At 58.5% G+C, this 16860-nt stretch carries 21 protein-coding genes; 9 read left to right on the top strand and 12 right to left on the bottom strand.

Features of this window, described 5'->3' with window-relative positions:
- Nucleotides 1-21: 21 nt before the first annotated feature.
- Entirely contained in the window at nucleotides 22-1299 is a 1278-nt protein-coding gene (locus tag B8783_RS11500) for a DEAD/DEAH box helicase (RefSeq protein WP_084420261.1), read from the bottom strand.
- A 259-nt stretch (nucleotides 1300-1558) separates the two neighbouring features.
- A complete protein-coding gene (locus B8783_RS11505; protein ID WP_233355760.1) occupies nucleotides 1559-2290 on the bottom strand; it encodes a DUF2270 domain-containing protein in 732 nt (243 codons plus the stop codon).
- A gap of 102 nt (nucleotides 2291-2392) precedes the next feature.
- Here B8783_RS11505 and B8783_RS11510 point away from each other — a divergent pair, with 102 nt between their 5' ends.
- Together B8783_RS11510 and B8783_RS11515 are read left to right on the top strand one after the other, a co-directional pair.
- Entirely contained in the window at nucleotides 2393-2755 is a 363-nt protein-coding gene (locus B8783_RS11510) for a BlaI/MecI/CopY family transcriptional regulator (protein ID WP_084420262.1), read from the top strand.
- The gene (locus tag B8783_RS11515; protein WP_084420263.1) at nucleotides 2752-4815 is read left to right on the top strand and encodes a M56 family metallopeptidase; all 2064 of its coding nucleotides are present in this window, start codon (nucleotides 2752-2754) and stop codon (nucleotides 4813-4815) included. The genes B8783_RS11510 and B8783_RS11515 overlap by 4 nt, the downstream gene beginning before the upstream one ends.
- Before the next feature lie 76 nt (nucleotides 4816-4891).
- Here the strand turns inward: B8783_RS11515 and B8783_RS11520 are convergent, their stop codons facing one another.
- Together B8783_RS11520 and B8783_RS11525 are read right to left on the bottom strand one after the other, a co-directional pair.
- Nucleotides 4892-5575 (bottom strand): hypothetical protein, encoded by a 684-nt coding sequence (locus B8783_RS11520; protein ID WP_084420264.1) that lies wholly within the window; start codon nucleotides 5573-5575, stop codon nucleotides 4892-4894.
- Between the two features lie 24 nt (nucleotides 5576-5599).
- Entirely contained in the window at nucleotides 5600-6199 is a 600-nt protein-coding gene (locus B8783_RS11525) for an NUDIX domain-containing protein (protein WP_084420265.1), read from the bottom strand.
- A 71-nt stretch (nucleotides 6200-6270) separates the two neighbouring features.
- Between B8783_RS11525 and B8783_RS11530 the strand changes: the two genes are divergently transcribed.
- Nucleotides 6271-7074, top strand: coding sequence for a TSUP family transporter (locus B8783_RS11530; protein WP_084422074.1), 804 nt, complete (start codon nucleotides 6271-6273; stop codon nucleotides 7072-7074).
- A gap of 64 nt (nucleotides 7075-7138) precedes the next feature.
- Here B8783_RS11530 and B8783_RS11535 read toward each other — a convergent pair whose 3' ends face one another.
- From B8783_RS11535 to tadA, 3 genes are all read right to left on the bottom strand, one after another.
- Complete coding sequence (locus B8783_RS11535; RefSeq protein WP_084420266.1) at nucleotides 7139-7780, bottom strand: porin family protein; 642 nt, start codon at nucleotides 7778-7780, stop codon at nucleotides 7139-7141.
- A gap of 209 nt (nucleotides 7781-7989) precedes the next feature.
- A complete protein-coding gene (locus tag B8783_RS11540; RefSeq protein ID WP_084420267.1) occupies nucleotides 7990-8307 on the bottom strand; it encodes a hypothetical protein in 318 nt (105 codons plus the stop codon).
- Between the two features lie 55 nt (nucleotides 8308-8362).
- Nucleotides 8363-8800 (bottom strand): tRNA adenosine(34) deaminase TadA, encoded by a 438-nt coding sequence (gene tadA / locus B8783_RS11545; RefSeq protein ID WP_084422075.1) that lies wholly within the window; start codon nucleotides 8798-8800, stop codon nucleotides 8363-8365.
- A gap of 83 nt (nucleotides 8801-8883) precedes the next feature.
- On the opposite strand from tadA, the gene rsmD reads away from it, so the two are divergent.
- On the top strand, nucleotides 8884-9453 hold the full coding sequence (rsmD, locus tag B8783_RS11550) for a 16S rRNA (guanine(966)-N(2))-methyltransferase RsmD (RefSeq protein ID WP_084420268.1): 570 nt from the start codon (nucleotides 8884-8886) through the stop codon (nucleotides 9451-9453).
- Here rsmD and B8783_RS11555 read toward each other — a convergent pair.
- Nucleotides 9450-10496, bottom strand: coding sequence for a patatin-like phospholipase family protein (locus B8783_RS11555; RefSeq protein WP_084420269.1), 1047 nt, complete (start codon nucleotides 10494-10496; stop codon nucleotides 9450-9452). The genes rsmD and B8783_RS11555 overlap by 4 nt on opposite strands.
- A gap of 39 nt (nucleotides 10497-10535) precedes the next feature.
- Between B8783_RS11555 and B8783_RS11560 the strand changes: the two genes are divergently transcribed.
- Together B8783_RS11560 and B8783_RS11565 are read left to right on the top strand one after the other, a co-directional pair.
- Nucleotides 10536-11021: an NUDIX hydrolase gene (locus B8783_RS11560; RefSeq protein WP_084420270.1), complete on the top strand. Its 486-nt coding sequence runs from the start codon at nucleotides 10536-10538 to the stop codon at nucleotides 11019-11021.
- 127 nt (nucleotides 11022-11148) lie between these two features.
- Nucleotides 11149-11934 (top strand): SDR family NAD(P)-dependent oxidoreductase, encoded by a 786-nt coding sequence (locus B8783_RS11565; RefSeq protein WP_084420271.1) that lies wholly within the window; start codon nucleotides 11149-11151, stop codon nucleotides 11932-11934.
- A gap of 6 nt (nucleotides 11935-11940) precedes the next feature.
- Here B8783_RS11565 and B8783_RS11570 read toward each other — a convergent pair whose 3' ends face one another.
- Nucleotides 11941-12273: a hypothetical protein gene (locus B8783_RS11570; protein ID WP_139792347.1), complete on the bottom strand. Its 333-nt coding sequence runs from the start codon at nucleotides 12271-12273 to the stop codon at nucleotides 11941-11943.
- Nucleotides 12274-12441: 168 nt separating this feature from the next.
- Between B8783_RS11570 and B8783_RS11575 the strand changes: the two genes are divergently transcribed.
- Entirely contained in the window at nucleotides 12442-13425 is a 984-nt protein-coding gene (locus B8783_RS11575) for an NAD(P)H-dependent flavin oxidoreductase (protein WP_084420273.1), read from the top strand.
- Here B8783_RS11575 and B8783_RS11580 read toward each other — a convergent pair.
- Genes B8783_RS11580 through B8783_RS11590 form a run of 3 tightly spaced genes read right to left on the bottom strand, consistent with a single transcriptional unit; the run spans nucleotide 13403 to nucleotide 15553 of the window.
- Nucleotides 13403-13945, bottom strand: coding sequence for a CDP-alcohol phosphatidyltransferase family protein (locus tag B8783_RS11580; protein WP_084420274.1), 543 nt, complete (start codon nucleotides 13943-13945; stop codon nucleotides 13403-13405). The genes B8783_RS11575 and B8783_RS11580 overlap by 23 nt on opposite strands.
- 15 nt (nucleotides 13946-13960) lie before the next feature.
- Complete coding sequence (locus B8783_RS11585; protein WP_084420275.1) at nucleotides 13961-14602, bottom strand: lysophospholipid acyltransferase family protein; 642 nt, start codon at nucleotides 14600-14602, stop codon at nucleotides 13961-13963.
- A complete protein-coding gene (locus tag B8783_RS11590) occupies nucleotides 14603-15553 on the bottom strand; it encodes a phosphatidate cytidylyltransferase (protein ID WP_084420276.1) in 951 nt (316 codons plus the stop codon).
- A 51-nt stretch (nucleotides 15554-15604) separates the two neighbouring features.
- Between B8783_RS11590 and B8783_RS11595 the strand changes: the two genes are divergently transcribed.
- Together B8783_RS11595 and B8783_RS11600 are read left to right on the top strand one after the other, a co-directional pair.
- Nucleotides 15605-16030, top strand: coding sequence for a hypothetical protein (locus B8783_RS11595; protein WP_084420277.1), 426 nt, complete (start codon nucleotides 15605-15607; stop codon nucleotides 16028-16030).
- Nucleotides 16027-16674: a CDP-alcohol phosphatidyltransferase family protein gene (locus tag B8783_RS11600; protein WP_084420278.1), complete on the top strand. Its 648-nt coding sequence runs from the start codon at nucleotides 16027-16029 to the stop codon at nucleotides 16672-16674. Before B8783_RS11595 ends, B8783_RS11600 begins: the two co-directional genes overlap by 4 nt.
- Nucleotides 16675-16860: the final 186 nt, after the last annotated feature.

Consider the following 16860-nt stretch of genomic DNA (forward strand, 5'->3'; position numbering starts at 1 on the left):
AACAGGAAAAGCGCCAATTGGTCAAGAGGCGTGACTGCGCTGTTTCGGGCGTTTCGGGCTTTGATGCCCACCCGAATTGCCGGCACGGTTTCCAGAGCGCGGTTTGCGGCGCCGCTGGCCATCCTTGGATGGATGGAAATTCTTGCTTTCCTTGTCATTGATCGGCTCTTCAGCCGCGCCAGCCTCGTTGCCGGGCAGTCGATTGCCGATCAGCTTTTCGATGTCGCGAAGCAGCTTGCGTTCCTCGCCATCACAGAGCGTGATCGCGGTACCGCTTTCGCCGGCGCGGGCCGTACGGCCAATCCGGTGGACATAGGATTCCGGCACATTCGGCAGCTCATAGTTCACGACATGGCTGACCTGATCGATATCGATACCGCGTGCAGCAATATCCGTCGCGACCAGCACGGTGAGCTTCTTCGCCTTGAAGAGGTCAAGCGCCTTGGTCCGCTGGTTCTGGCTCTTGTTGCCATGGATCGCAGCAGCGGTGAGGCCAGCCTGTTCCAGATGGCGGCAGACGCGATCAGCGCCGCGCTTGGTGCGCGTGAACACAATGGCGCTATCGACTTTCGGGCCTTTGAGGATCTCGGTCAGCACATCGCGCTTCTGCGCGTGCGGCACAAAGCGGACGCTCTGGTCGATACGCTCAACCGGTTTGGACTCCTGAGAGACAGCAACATTGACCGGGTTCTTGAGGAACTGGTCGGCCAGCTTGCGGATGTCGGTTGGCATTGTTGCCGAAAGCAGGGCTGTCTGGCGCTGCTTTGGAAGCTGGACCAGAACCTTCTTGATCTGAGGCAGGAAGCCCATGTCCATCATGTGGTCGGCCTCATCCAGCACAACCATCTTCACGTCATCAAAGCGGATGGCGCGTTGCTGCGCGAGGTCCAGCAGTCGACCCGGTGTGGCGACAACAATATCAACGCCGCGTTCCATAGCCTTGATCTGCTTGTTGATCTTGAGGCCGCCGACAACCAGCGTCACGGAGATGCGTGAGCCTTCGCCATAGGTGCGAACGCTGTCGACAATCTGCATGGCGAGTTCACGGGTCGGCGCCATGATCAGCGCACGGCATCCTTTTGAGGATACGCGGGTCTTCTCAGTGCTCAATGCATGAAGGATCGGCAGCACGAAGGCTGCGGTTTTGCCGGTACCGGTCTGTGCGGTGCCCAGGACGTCCTTGCCCGCGAGCATGGCCGGAATGACCTGCTGCTGGATTGGCGTCGGGCTGTCATAGCCCTGCGATGAAACGGCACGCAGGATTGGCTCGGCGAGGCCGAGATCAGAAAAATGGGTCAATTATAGTCTTTCAGTTTGCCTGACAGGCGAGCATGTCCCGCACAAAGGCGCTATTGGGCCAGACCGGCAGACCATTCTGCTGGCTGGTTGGTTGCGCGTTCAGGACTTGGTTCGCAAGGCAACGATCGTTTTAGGAAAGTCGCTAGACCGGTTGGGCGTAAACCCGCGCGGATCACTTGATCGATGCCTGAGGCGTCTGGGACTGACATAAGGTTTGCTGCACGAAACGCAAATGGTTTCTGCTGCGCCGCACAAGGGATCACTCGTCCGTCGCCTCTTCCAGATAGTCTGACATCTTCGATTTGTCCTTGCGCTCGACCCACCAGGTCCAGACGGAAATCGAGATAAAGACAAGTAGCAAGCCGGTGCCACCTATGACGGCCAGCCAGCCCGGGATTGCCCCGACATGAGCCCGCTCCAGAGCCTGACTCACTGAACTGGCCTCGATCGGATGAATCCAGATTTTCGCCAGATAGGATGCGTATTGAATAGTGAAGATCCAGAGATAGTTGCGCCGTAAGCGGTGACCGACAGCCCGCATCGCTGAGATACGTTGCCTCGGTCTCAGATAATCATCCGAGAGCGCTGTGCCGCGGTCCAGTGGAATGCTTGCCCCCTCACCCCGCAAAATCGGCACCATGACGGCAAGTTCAAGCAGACGGGCCCGGAACTTCCAGACCGCGAAATAGCGATACCGGCGCGCTTCAAGGAACAGGAACATGACTGAAAGCATGCCGACCAGCGCAATGGGCAGAGGCGAGGCTGTTGCGCTCGCAAAGCTGACAGAAAGGGCGATACCCGTCGACACAACGGCCCAGTTTGTCGTCATGTCGAGGCGCTGGCGCCAGATTGTCGAGCGATACACCTCAGCCCGGTAGAGATGCGCCAATGCGCCGATCTCTTTCGAGCCAGCGACAGGCGCATCGATATCCATGTCACGATCTTCCATAACATGAACATAGGCCGCTTCGGCGCTTCGGTCATGTGCCAATCAGACCTAGCAGAGCCTGCCTCGAAAATTTCACAATTGCGCTATTGACCACAACTGTAATCGGAACTATCGACTACAAACGTAATCACCAGGGACCGGATCATGCAGATCACGCCAGCCGAACTCGAAATCATGAATGTGCTCTGGGAGGAGCCCGGTCTCGGCGCCACCGAAATTGCCGAAGCGCTGAAAGACGATAAAAGCTGGAATATCCGTACCATCAAAACGCTGGTCGGGCGGCTCGTGGAGAAAGGGGCCCTCAGCACCGAGCCGGATGGCCGCCGCTACCTCTACAAGCCAGAAATCAAGCGTGGTGAGTATCAAAAGAAAGAAGCCAAACAGTTCGTAGATCGGATGTTTGGCGGTCGGGCAGCTCCACTGGTTGCACATCTTGCCGATGCCGAGGGGCTGACAGCGCAGGACATTGCCGAACTGGAAGCTCTGTTGGGGAAACTGAAGAAATGAACATCTTGCTCAATGTAAATCCGCTTGTCCTGAACAGCCTCCAGACCAGCCTGGCCGTCGCCGTGCTGTTCGGCATTGTTCTCCTGGTGCGGCGACGCTTTGCCCGCCACTTCGGCGCGAAAGCAGCTTACGCGCTTTGGCTCGTGCCATTGGTCAGGCTATTCATGCCGCCACTTCCAGCGAACATGTCGCTTTTTGGCGCGCTCGCCCCCACCGAAGCGGCGCCAGCGGATCCATTGCCGGTCGCAGAGCCCGTTTTTATTCAAGCACCCGCCGTGACACACGCACCGGCTAGCAGCGTGCCAACGCCTCCAGCTATCGAGTGGACGTCAGCCACGACGGCCGTGTCAGAGCCTTCATTGCTGGATTCCATGCTCGCAAGCGTTCCCAGCCTGCTCATGCCAGTCTGGATTGCAGGCATCGTGCTTATTCTTGGATTTGCCTGGTGGCGCCAATCTGTCTTCCACCGTCTGATCGAAGGCGATTCCGACGACGCCTCCCCTACCGTGCATGAAATGGCGAGCGAGATCGCGCTCAGCCTCAAACTACGCCGTGACTTCGATGTGCGTACCAGCCTTCTGAATGGCAGCCCCCTCGTAACAGGCCTCAAGCGCCCGGTGGTGCTCCTGCCGGCCTGGTTCGAATCTGATTATTCCCCGCGAGAACAGCGTGACGCGCTCACCCATGAGCTCATGCACGTCAAGCGCGGTGACCTCTTTGCCTTGCAACTGGCCCAGCTTGTTCTGGCCCTGCAATGGTTCAACCCACTGGCTCACCTGGCCTTGCGGGCATTCCGCATCGATCAGGAAGCAGCCTGTGACGCTGATGTGCTTCGGGCGGGAACATCATCAGCGTTTGCCTACGGCCAGACCCTCGTCAAGGCAGCACGCCTTGCTGGACCGGCCGACGGTGCCTTTCGCGGCGCCAATCTGACCCTGACGCATCCTATAAAAGAAAGACTAATCCTGATGCAGAACACCGCTCCCACACTCCGCAAGCGCCTTCTTGGCACCACCCTGGCCGTCACGCTTGGCTCCGCTGCCCTGCTGGCAACAGCCTCCTGCGCCGCCTCTGCAACGCCCCGGGATCAAGGCTCCAGCGAACTTGCTGGCGGCGACAGCGTCACGCGTAAGTCGAAAACCACCTATTACCGGATCTCCTCCAGCAATGAGGGCGAAGATCGTCAGTTTGTCCTGCTGAGCGACCCGTTCGAAGCCCTCGAGCCTCGCCTGAAAGAAGTTGAGAACCTGGACCTGTCTGATCTCGAAGAAGAAATGCAGAAACTTTCAATAGAGATTCAACGGGCCGTCGACATTGACGGTTTGGAACTTGGGAATCTTGAAGGTCTGTCAGGACTTGCAGGCCTCGCTGAGCTGGAAGGCCTGTCCGAACTTGAAGGCCTGGCCGCGCTCGGTGACATGAATATCGAATTTGATCTCGATATCGACGGCCTCGAAGATTTCGATGTGCAAACCATCGAAACCGAAAACGGCGTGAAGATCATCTTTCCAGATCAGGAAATCTTCATTTCGAAGTTTGATGAAGACGCTTTTGAAATTGAGATGGAAAAGGTCGAGGCCGCTGCAGAGGCTTATGCGGAGCGTGCCGAAGCTCTGGCTGAAGCTCATGCCGAACGCGCCGAAGCGATGGCAGAAGCCCATGCTGACCGCGCTGAAAAGATGGCTATGATCATTGAAAGCCGCGTCGAAGAAAAAGCGGATAGAATGGAGATGCTGAGCGAGAAGATGGAAGCCCGCATCGAGGCAGCTTTCTCCGATGGTCTCGAAGATGATCTCGAAGACGCGGGCGAAGTCATCGAAGACCTGGCAGACCAGTGCAACGATCGCGATGAGAGCCTGACCACGCCGGTTATTCTCAGCACCCGCGCCAAGGACGGAACGACCCACCGCGCCCTGTGCGTGATCGGCGCTCAAGATCAGCTGGATGCGCCAAACGTCAGAGCCTTCGTGCTCGACAACCCGACCCTGTCGGACGCCGAAAAAGAGCGCTTCGAAGAAAATGCAGACTACGAATACGAGTTTTCCTGGACCGAGGACTAATCCCTTCGAACCGGACTAAACCAAGGTCCACATGGAAAAGCGAAAGTCCCTGCACCGACCCTGCAGGGGCTTTCTGCTATTTCAAAAGTCGGCCCTTCATCGCCCGTTGGATCAAAAGGCCAATGCCAAGCATCACCGATGTAAGCCCCAGAAACGCAGCGATCTTGAGCCACCAGCTATCGAACCGGTCGTCACCAGTGACATCCATGATGTGAAATCGCCAGAGCACATCGAACACCCGCCATTTCGCCGTCCGAACGGCGGTGACCCGCGCCTCCTCAGCGTCCACCCAGAACGTCGCATTGTCTGCGCCCTCAAACTGGACCCGCCAGAGCGGCTTGGTGCTGAAAGCTTCGCGCGGCGGCGAGGTGACCCGCTGGACCGACGCAATATCTCCGTCCCCCGCCCACGCAGACAGTGCAATCTGGCGCACAGCTGCCTCGCCGAGCGGCGATAGCTGCTCGCCTGTCTCCACATTATAAAGGGCTGACCAGCCGTCGCCTTTGACCAGCCAGACGGGACGATCAAGGACTTGCCTGAGCTCCACACGCTGCGCGGCAAGCTCAACGTCAGGCCGCGCGAGAGTCTCCAGCGAGGTGAGATCGACAGGCACTGGTTCACGTCGCAAATGTTCTCCGCGAATTTGTTCGATCGGAAACAGCGTGAAAAACAACCCGCTTGCGGTCCAGAACAGGAGTTGCAGCCCGATAACAAGACCGACAAGTTTGTGGGCGCGGGAGAGCGTTCGAACGTTTAGCATGGCTGCAGCCTGTTACAGCTCCGCTCAGCCCGCGTCGAGCAGCAGTTGAGCGACCTCATCGGGATACGCCCCGGCCTCTGCCTTAGCGCGGGCTGTGAATGCCATCAAACATGTGAAAGCGTCGGTCACCTCACCCGACAGGCACATCGCCAGAAGGTCCGCGAATTTGATCCGCTTGATCGCTAGTTCTTCAGACGATTCAGGCGCCGACTGCCCAGCCGACAGGCCCCAGGCGAGATAGCCGAAGGCCCGCTCATCGGTGACCGAGTTGGAAAGATGCCAATGGCCAATCTCAAGCCAGTTGGCCGCCAGCAGACCGGTTTCCTCTTCCAGCTCACGCGCCGCTGAAATTTGCGGTGACGTATCCTTGCGTCCGCCGCCCTCCGGCAATTCCCAGCTATAGGCATCAAAGGCAAACCGGTGCTGGCCTACCAGCCAGGTGAAGCCCTCTTCATCCAGCGGCAGGACCCCGGTTGCAAAATTTGCGAAACGCACGACGCCATAAATGCCATCCTTACCATCTGGATGAATGACATCACTGGATTCGACCCTGATCCACGGATTGCGAAACGAAGTCTCGGTGGACTTCACGGTCCAAGGGCCATTCCGGGTCTGGTCTGACATTATCAAATCTCTGCGGCGAAAAAGTAAGGGCCATCTGGCTAAACATTTTGATTGCCCTTAAAGCAACCATCATGTCCTGGCTGAGCGCAATAATCATTCTGATCGCGACGCTCGTCACCGCTTTCATATCAGGCATTTTCGGGATGGCGGGCGGCCTCATCCTGATGGGTGTCCTGACGGCGCTCTTGCCGGTGGCATCTGCGATGGTGCTGCACGGGTGCATCCAGCTCGTGTCAAATGGCTGGCGCGCATGGCTGCTTCGAGGTCATGTCGACTGGAAGGTTTTCGGGCGGTATGTACTGGGGACTGTGGTCGCGATTGGCATACTGTTCCTCGTTGCGTGGCGACCCGACAAGACGATGGTTTACCTGATGCTCGGCCTTGTGCCGTTCCTTGTCTGGGTGCCGCGGTCCATGATCGATCTCGATATCCAGAAGCCGTATCAGGCTGAAGGCGCAGCTGTGGCGGTTCAGTGTCTGAACACGCTGGCGGGGGTCTCGGGGCCGCTGCTCGACCTCATGTTCGTCAGGACCGACATGACACGGCAGGCTATCGTGGCGACCAAGTCGGCGACGCAGGTGCTCGCCCATATCGTGAAGATCGCGTTCTGGATCACGCCCATCCTTCTAGCGACGGGCTTCTCGCTCGAGGGGCTGCTTGGCCTTGGAGTGGCCGGCGCGTCGGCGGCGGGCAATGTTGGCAGCTGGCCGCCGCTCGGCCTGCTCGTTTTTGCCATACCGCTGTCGATGACCGGCACATGGCTCGGCGGGCTGGTGCTGGACCGGATGGATGACGTCAATTTCAAACGCTGGATGCGCTGGCTCGTGACGGTGATCGGCGCGGTCTATCTGGCGCGCGCGGCAGGGCTGCTCTAACAACAAAAAGCCGGCACCCCGTTCTGGAGTGCCGGCCTTTTTCCATCCCCTTGTGATGGTCTGGCTAGAACTTGTAGCCAGCCGAAATCATCGCGGCGTGCGTGTCGGTCTCGCCGAAGCCATACCATGTATAGTCGCCGCGAAGCTCCCAGCTCTCGGTCAGGTCATAATTGAGACCGGCGCCCAAAGCTGCACCGTCTTCAGAGTCTTCAACCGTGGCAATCGTTGTGCCGCCCGGCGTCTGAATATCAGCGTCAAGATCGATGAAGGCATAACCGGCGCGGCCAAACACATCGAGCTTGTCAGTGACCGGCATGGAGGCCCGAGCATAAACGCCAACAAGATAGTTCAGGCCAATATCGCCAGAGCCAGCGATAAGGTCATTGAAGTCGCCGTCATTATTGTCATCGAGATCGAAGTCGTCTTCGTCGACATTGTAGTCGAACTCACCATCATCGATGCCGGTCGTGATATCGCCTTCGAGGCTGAAATATGGGTTGAACTGATAGCCTGCGCGCCCGGTGATCGCGTTCGTATCAACGCCGGATTCTGCGCCATCCGGCTGAATGTCGAGATAGCTGTAGCCACCTTGCAGATAGAAGCCGGTGTCTTCTGCTCCATTGCCATAGTCCTGGGCCTGTGCGCTGGCACCAGCGAACGTCAGAGCGCTTGCTGCAGTGGCGCCGATAAGAAAGGTCTTCAACATGGGAGGATTCCTTGATTTGTTGTTACTCTACTCTTCGATCATTACCGAAGATGAGACAGAAACGAGACGGAATCAGACCTCGTTCCAGGCCAGCAGTGCAGCTTGTGCATGTGTGGCTAATCAGCATCACTTTCTGTAATTTAATTTATTAATTACAATAGGTTAACAGCGCCCGATCTGCCCGTGAGCGCTCTGAAAACACAGGGTTTTCAGCCTTCATTGCCATCTACGCAATTCGCTTCGCCTACGGAGAGACCAAACTGCCGCGGTCCTGCCCAGCCAGAGGGGCGCAGGGTTTTGCTGTCGACAATCTCCACAACAACGGAACATGTCCCCGCCGTCACAACATAAACGTCATCACCCTTTGTTGCGACGCTGTCGATCGGGCGTCCATCAAGCGCGTCTTCAACTTCCGGGCTTTCAATGATCTGCGTCAACTCTCGCTGGCGCTGATATTGCGGCGGCAAAGCTGCAGACGCTGCCAGCGGCAAAAGCAGCAAGCCGAGTGTCACGATACCTGTTTTCATGAATGCCCCCCAAAAACGCTGAAGAATCTTATTCAGCCGCCGAAATAGGGCGATTTCAAGTTCGCCGGGCGCGAAAAAAGGCTTTCAGCATCGCGGCCACTTCGTCTTGCCGGCCTTCGTCATGCTCGACGGCCGGCCGCCAGTGGCAAGTTGGCTGCTCGAAGAAGCGAGGCCCATTGATCACAGCCCCGCCTTTCGTGTCGCTCGCGGCAAAGACGAGGCGTGACACGCGCGCCAGCGAAATTGCCCCGGCACACATCGCGCAAGGCTCAAGGGTTACATACATCGTCGTGCCAGACAGACGGTAATTACCCGCCCGGCCCGCCGCGTCCCGAAGCGCCACAATCTCAGCATGGGCTGTCGGGTCATGTGAACCGATCGGCCGGTTATGTCCTTCACCGATAAACTCGCCATCTTGGTTGACGATCACCGCGCCCACTGGCACCTCGCCCAGCTGCTCGGCATGACGCGCCAGTTCGATTGCGCGTGACATGGGATCAATCATCTCACTCATGCAAACGGGACATACACGTTTCGCGTCTTTTCGCCACCAGCAGAGGGTGCTAACGCCTCAACATGCGAATAATATCAGGCAAATTTAAGGGTCAGTCGCTCACCGCGCCTCCGGGAAAGAATACCCGCCCGACCTCTGACCGGGCGCGCGAGAGCCTGTTCAACGTCCTCTCACACGCCAGTTGGGCGCCAGAGCTGGAAGGCGCCCGGGTCATCGACCTGTTTGCAGGCTCCGGCGCGCTGGGCTTTGAGGCAATGTCGCGCGGCGCCAGTTTCTGCCTGTTCGTCGAAACCGATAGCGGCGCGCGCGGTACGATCCGCAACAATATCGAAAGCTTTCAGCTGTTTGGAAACACGCGCATCCACCGGCGCAGCGCCACAGACCTCGGCCCGAAGCCCGCCGGCGTCGGCGCGCCGTTCACGCTCGCCTTCCTCGATCCGCCCTATCACAAGGGCCTGGTTGAGCCGTGTCTGAAAACCCTGCTCGATGGCAACTGGCTGGCCGCTGACGCCATTTGCGTCGTTGAAACGGACGGGTCCGAGACATTCGAACATGATGGATTTGAAGTCGTCGATGAGCGCAGCGCCGGCAAAGCAAAGCTGACGACACTACACCTCGCCGGAGCGAGCTAGTTTCCGAGAAACGCTTCGTGAATATCGAGGCTTGAGGTCTTGCCGATGCTGTCATGGCACTCTTCAAGCCATTTTTCGGCGTGTCCCCTGCCCTTCTCGCGCAGCTCATTCAAAAAGCGCCAACTGGTATCGTACTTGGACTCCAGTCTCAGCCCGCTCAGTACTTCGCCGCCTCGGATCGCGTGAATGTTCAGGTTTCTATAATGACTGCGCACAGCCTTGTTCAGAAGGCCATCATTCAGCAGTTTCTGGACGAAGGCGATTGAACGCAATTCCCCCAGTAGCGACGCATTGAAGGTAATCTCGTTCAGCCTGTCCTGGATTTCGCCAGCACTGCGCGGTGTGCCCTTGCGCTCAATCGGGTTCAGCGTGACCAGAACAATGTCCTTTGGCGCTTCGGAATAGAAGAGCGGGAACAGCGAGGGATTGCCGAGAAATCCGCCATCCCAATAAGGCGTTCCATCAATCTTGACGGCCTTGAAGGTCTGCGGAAGGCAAGCGGATGCCAGGACCGCATCCATCGTGATTTCCTCATCCTTGAAGATCCGCACGCGGCCCGTCTCGACATTGGTCGCGGCGATGAAAAGCTGCACGCTTGATTGGCGCACCGCGTCAAAATCAATCGTGGACTGAACGGCTTCCTTCAAAGGATTGAGATTAAAGGGGTTGAGGTCATACGGGCTTAAAAAAGATGTCATCGCAGTCGCGAAATTGTGCGGTGTCCAGGTCGTGAAAGGGTTCGACGCCATGAAATCGCCGGCGGCACTCGATGCGCCCATCGCATCCATCACACTTCCCTTTCGAGACACGGTTTGCCAGAAGGTCTCCAGCGCCTCTCGGGCGCCGGCCGGGCCACCCGTTTGCAGGCCGCTGAGATAGGCGGCAGCATTCATCGCGCCCGCCGAGGTCGCGGTAATCGCCTGAATGTCCAGCGTTTCGCACTCGCTCAGGCGCTCCAGAACGCCCCAAGTGAAAGCCCCATGTGCCCCTCCGCCTTGAAGGGCAAGGCTGATGGGCTTTGGTTTGGAAGCTGATCGCGCCATAAGGGCTCCTTCTAGAAGACTGGCTACGGGACAGATGGCATGAGCGCAAATGAAGCCAACACGCAAGGCAGGAAAGTGGCTGATGGCCTCAGGCCACAGGCAGCCGCTGGCGTCGTCTGCCTGAAGGAAGGGCACGTCCTGTTGATCCGGCGCGGGACACCGCCCATGACCGGCGAATGGTCCTTGCCCGGCGGCCGGATCGAGCCCGGCGAGCGCGCTATCGACGCGGCAGCACGGGAACTGCGCGAGGAAACAGGCGTCGAGGCTGACATTGTCGGCCTTATCGACGTCGTTGATGCGATTGTCGAAAATCGCGCCGGGACACTGATTACACGTCACTACGTCTTGTGTGATTATGCTGCCATCTGGCGACGCGGCACGCCCATCGCGGGCGACGACGCTGCCGAAGCCCGCTTTTTTGCGAAAGAAGAGCTGCCCTCGCTTCAACTCTGGTCAGAGACCCTGCGAATTATTTCTGCAGGCTTTGATCTTGTGGATCAGATTCCAGGAACGCGCTCTTTGTAAGGGAGCCACTTTGACGATGTTCCGACACGTCTGTAAGGCGTAAAAATCTACTTTCCCCATCGTCACAGTTGATGCGAAGGCCTCACCTGGACTTTATGGGCTCAAACAATGTCTGGAGGACGTCATCATGGCTTACGCACCCTTTGATCTCAGCGGAAAAGTTGCCCTCGTAACGGGCGGCAATCGCGGCATCGGATATGGAATGGCAGAGGCGCTTGCCGCATCCAATGCGCATGTCGCAATCTGGGGCCGCAAGGACGCCGCCAACAAGGAGGCAGTGGAAGCGCTATCGAAGCTTGGGACCGGCGACGTCAAGGCCTGGAGCGTTGACGTGGCAGATGAGAAAGCTGTCGTCGACGGCATGGCCGAGACCATCAAGGCATTTGGCCGCGTCGATTCCTGCTTTGCAAATGCAGGTGTGGGCTTCGGGGCCTCCAGCTTCGCAGAGATGGACACTGAGACCTGGAACAAGAACATGGCCGTCAATCTGGATGGGGCGTTCTGGACGCTTCGCGAAGCGGTCAAGCACATCACTGAACGCGCCAAAGCTGGCGATCCAGGTGGTTCGCTTGTCGGGGTCGCATCACTTGCAGCCATCGAGGGCGCCGCACGTAACCAGGCTTATGCGGCGACGAAAGGCGGCCTCATATCAATGCTGAAAGCCATCGCTGTCGAAACGGCGCGCTATGGTATTCGCGCCAACGCCATTCTTCCCGGCTGGATCGCGACCGACATGACGCAGAACGCACAGGACAATGACGTCTTCCAGACCAAGGTGATTTCCCGTGTGCCTGTGCGTCGATGGGGTGAACCCAAGGATTTTGGCGGGGCGGCAGTTTATCTCGCTTCGGATGCGTCGGCCTACCATACCGGCGGCACGTTCGTCATCGATGGCGGCTACTCGATCTTTTAGGCCAATTTACTGCGGAGAGCTGCCGGACGTGGTGACTTCGGGCATGCCGTCTTCCGGAGTCTGAAGCGTATCGGCAGCCTCTGCACCTGACGCATTGAGATCATTGTCGACATTTCCCTGCTCGACGACGCCCTCATAAGGTTCGCGGGCATCGGTCTCGAGAGTGACAGTTGAGTCCGGCGTCGACACGGTGACATCCGTTCCGCTGTCCTCGGAATTGACGTATGCTGGCGCTGCTGATCCTTCAGGGGCGGTCTGGCTCTTGATATCCTGATCATTGGAGCCGCAGGCCCCCATCATGAGCGCGGATACTGCGAGTAGGACAATCCTGAATTTCATCATCTGCTCCTGCGTAGATGCGCAGTCGATCCTGCGCGTCACATTCGCGTAAACAATTGATGAACGCCCGGTATGGTTCCAAAATATTGCGGATTGCCCCAGCGAGACGGGTTGGCAACTGGCCGATAAACCGAAAGGTTTGCCGAAAGAATTATCAGGAGGAACACCATGGCCATCCACACCCCACTCTGCGATTTTCTCGGCGTGAAATACCCGATCATGCTGGCCGGCATGGGCGGGGTTTCCTATGCCGAGGTCTGCGCCGCAATGTCGAACGCGGGCGGCTATGGCGTGCTCGGGATGGCCGGGACCACGCCGGACTTCATCGAAAGCCAGATGAAGAAAGTCCGCGAGTTAACCGATAAACCCTTTGGTGTGGACCTTCTCGCAGCTTCCCCCGAAAGCCTCGAAGCCTCGGTTGAAGTCATCATCAATAATGGCGCAGACAGCTTCGTTGCAGGTCTCGGCGTACCGATGCCCATCATGGAACGGCTGAAGAAAGCTGGCGTAAAAGTCATGGTCGTCGGGGGCGCGGTCAAACATGCCGTAAAAGCTGAACAGGCCGGCTGTGATGCCGTCATCCTGCAAGGCGGTGAAGGCGGTGGCCATACCGGCCTCGTTGGCACAATGCCGCTCGTGGCGCAGGCTGTCGAAGCTGTCGATATTCCCGTCATCGCGGCAGGCGGCATCTATGATGGGCGCGGTCTGGCCGCCTCCCTTGCTCTTGGCGCCGTCGGCGTCTGGATGGGCACACGCTTTATTGCCTCCGAGGAGGCCCACGCCGCGCAGCTCTATAAGAACACCGTTGTCGGTGCGGGCGACACCGATACGACACGGACCCGCTGCTATTCTGGCAAGCCGATGCGCTGTCGCACCAACGAGTACATCCAGGACTGGGAAAGCCGCCCGGAAGACATCCAACCCTTCCCGCAGCAAGCCATTCACTCAACTCGAACCGGCGTGATCGGCGGCATTGGCGGCATTACCGATGAAGCCAAGCTCAATGAGGACACATCCTGCTTCGCGATGGGGCAATCGGCTGGCGGCGTGAAGTCTGTTGAGCCGGTGGCAACCATCGTCGAACGCATCATGAGCGAAGCCGAGGCCTCGATCGCGCGCATGCAGGGCTTCAGGCAGTCTGTAACGAGTTGACCGTCTGGCGGGTATAGTCGGCAAGGGTCAGCAGGCAGAGCGCGGCTGCAAGCAACAGGAAAACGTAGGCTATCATCGCTTGATCGACGGGCAAGTCGGCCAGGAATTGTGGCGCCATCGCCAGGCTAAGCCCGGCGAAAGACGACGCGATCTTCAAATGTTCAAGCTTTGATGCGGCGAGCCTGTCCGGTCCGCCGAGCGCTTCTCCTGCTGACGCCACGATTGCGCATCTCGCCACAAGGATAATTGCAGCGGATGCCCCAAGTGCTGACAGGCTTTGGCTGGCAAGCAGACCAGCGACCGCCGACAGCGTCAGGAGGCGATCACCGACCAAATCCATCAACCCGCCAAGACGCGAAGTCTGGTTCAGCGCTCGCGCCAGCTTGCCGTCGAGAATATCGAGCAAACCGGCCAGCAGGAACAGACCGAGGGGCCAAATCCCGGGTCCGGACAGCATTAGCATTACGAAAAGTGGCACAGTCAGGCCTGTGCGAAACAGGGTGACGATGTTCGAGATCATGGCTGTTGCTTCCTTTTAAAGCCAGCGAAGCGGCGGGGCATCTGCCCGCAGGGTTTCGATGGTGGCGCGCAACCGGTCCATAAATTCGGCCTTCTGTCCGCACCATTTGAATGGCGCGCCGACGATGGCGCTACAATTAAACGGCACGATGATGCGTTTGCCGCGCGGCAGGACGCGCCCTGCGCCCTGAATGTAAACCGGCACGATGGGCGCTTCGGGAAAGGTTTCAGCGAGGCGGGCAATTCCTGATTTGAATGCGCCCATTTCTTCGGCTTCGCCGCGGCTACCTTCAGGAAAGATCACGAGGATCTCATTATTGGCAAGCGCCGCCTTGCAACCTGCCAGGACGTCTTCGCCCTTCTCGGCACCTTTACGATTGACCGGGATAATGCCGATCACGTTGCGCGAGAACCAGCTTGAAAGCCGCGTCTTGAGGAAATGATCAGCCGCCGCCACCGGACGGACCTGCTTGAGGCTGCGCGATGGGAAGAGGCAGAGCAGAAGCAGCGTGTCGATATGGCTGTTGTGATTGGCAGCAATGATCGCGGGACCTTTGGTCGGCAGGTTCTGCCGTCCGCGAACATCAAGGCCAATAACAAGCATGGCATATGGCTTGGCGATGAAGACGAGAATGAACCGTCGGATGAGCTGCCACATTTAAAAACGCTCCAGTGAGAAATAGGCCAGCGCATGCAAGAAGAGCGGCGCGGTGAACATCAGGCTGTCGAGGCGATCAAGCGCGCCGCCATGCCCAGGCAAGAGGCCGCTTGTGTCTTTGACCCCAAGGTCGCGCTTTATTGCCGACATGGTGATATCGCCGAAGAAGCCAGCCACTGGCAGCAAAAGTCCAACCAAGACGCTCGGCCAGAAAGTGAGCGGTGTGAAGTATGGCGCGAGCAGCACGAAGATCACAGTCGTCGTCAGGAAGCCGCCAATCGCGCCCTCCCATGTCTTGTTGGGCGAGACCTTGGGGCTGATCTTGTGGCGCCCGAAAAGCTTGCCCCAGCAATACTGGGCGACATCGTTGAACTGGGTCACAAAGATCAGGAAGAAGACAAGGCCAGCCGGGCCGGCCTCAGGCACTTCCGCGAGCGGGGTGCGCATCAGAAAAGCGACGTGGCCGAGATTGAAGACGCAGACGATGACGCCCCACTGCATGATTCCGGCTGTCGCGAGGAAGCCGTCGGTGCGACCAACAAAGGCCATCAGCATGGCCGTCGCGATGAAGACGTAGACCGGCGGAATGACCAGAAAATAGGCGAAATTGTCGATCCAGACGGCCCAATAGACAATCAGCACGCTGAAATAGACAAAAAGGACGACCAGACGGTCTTCCTTCCGTGTCGGCGCGAGCGTCAGGAATTCGCGTAGCGCGATGAAGCTGATGAAGGCGAAGAGGATGGTGAACGCCTGCCAGCCGAGCAGGAGCGCGCCGCCAACCAGGCCGCAAATGATCCACCAGCTTTTCATGCGTGGGCCGAGATCGTCGGCCACACCCGGCTTCAGCTTTGGCAGGACTAGCGCCGCGAGCGAGCCCAACACCAGCAGGCCAAGCAGGCCCGCAAATCCGAAAACTAGCGGAAGAGGTTGCGCAGATATCCATTCCATGGTTTAAGCCTCAATAGTTTGTGAGCGTTTACTCACGTTGGAGGCCTTCTTATGCAGAAGCGTTCTGGTGTCAACAAATTTCTCAATCACAGCGCGGCGCATGTCGCGGGAGCTTTCCTTGCCATGGGAAGCTGGGCGGTGTTCGCCAATAGCGGCCACCCCCTTCCCGACATGCTTCTGGCTGGACTTGTCCAGGGCACGCTGTCGGGATTGATCACGCTCGTCATGAAGAAGTGTCTGGAGGCACTGTCGGCGCAGTTTGCAGGTGGGCCCGCACCCGTTTCGATCATGGCGCCGCCGCTAATGGTCTGCTCGGTTTCGACTGCGGTGCTGGTCGGCGTGCATGCCCTCGCGGGCACACCCGAAATCCTTGCGACCATTGCCGTTCCGGCCAGCGTCGCTCTCACTTATGCCATCATTTATTCCTATAGCCTCTGGCATCAGAGAAAGGGATCTGAGGGAAAGGTTCCAGCATGACCAACGAGCTTCTCGACATCCGTCGCCCGATTAAATCACGCAATTCCGGCTGGGCCGTGCAGGCCGCCAAGTGGCTGGCCGCTAGACGCGTGACGCCAAACCAGATTTCGGTGGCAAGCATGGGCTTCGCTGCGCTCGGCGGTCTCGCCTTCTGCCTGGTGCCGCACATTGACGGTGCGCTACGCGTCTTTCTCCTCCTGGTTGCAATCGCCGGTGTTCAGGGGCGGCTTCTTTGCAACCTCTTCGATGGCATGGTCGCTGTTGAGCATGGCGCAGGCGGCAAGGACGGTCCGTTCTGGAACGAATTTCCGGACCGGGTGTCGGATTTCCTTCTGCTCACCGGCGCAGGGATCGCCTGCGGTCTGCCCTGGCTTGGCCTGGTAGCGGCAGCACTTGCGATCTTCGTGGCCTATGTCCGCGAGCTTGGCCGCGCCAACGCCCTGCCCGCCGACTTTGGCGGGCCGATGGCCAAGCAACACCGGATGGGTGTCCTGACCGGAGCCTGCGCCCTCGCGATCTTCGAACCGCTCTGGTCAAGCCACGACATTCTACTTCCCGCCGCGCTTGGCGTGATCAGTCTCGGCGCCGTGCTGACCATCTTCCTACGCTCCAGACGCCTCGTCGCCGGGCTGAAATCGCAATAGGTCGGCAAAGGCAAGTGTTTGATCCCGCCAGTTGACCTCAGCTAGCGTTCGGTAAAAGAATGCGTCATTCGCAATGTCTTTTACAGTGAGGACGCAGGCGCGGCCACTGCCGCGCAAGTGAGGTGAGGGCGCGCAATGGGTTTGTTCGGGCATAAATTGATCGTCTTGGGCGCGTTTGCCGCCGCG

It is taken from the genome of Henriciella litoralis (assembly GCF_002088935.1).
GTDB lineage: Bacteria > Pseudomonadota > Alphaproteobacteria > Caulobacterales > Hyphomonadaceae > Henriciella > Henriciella litoralis.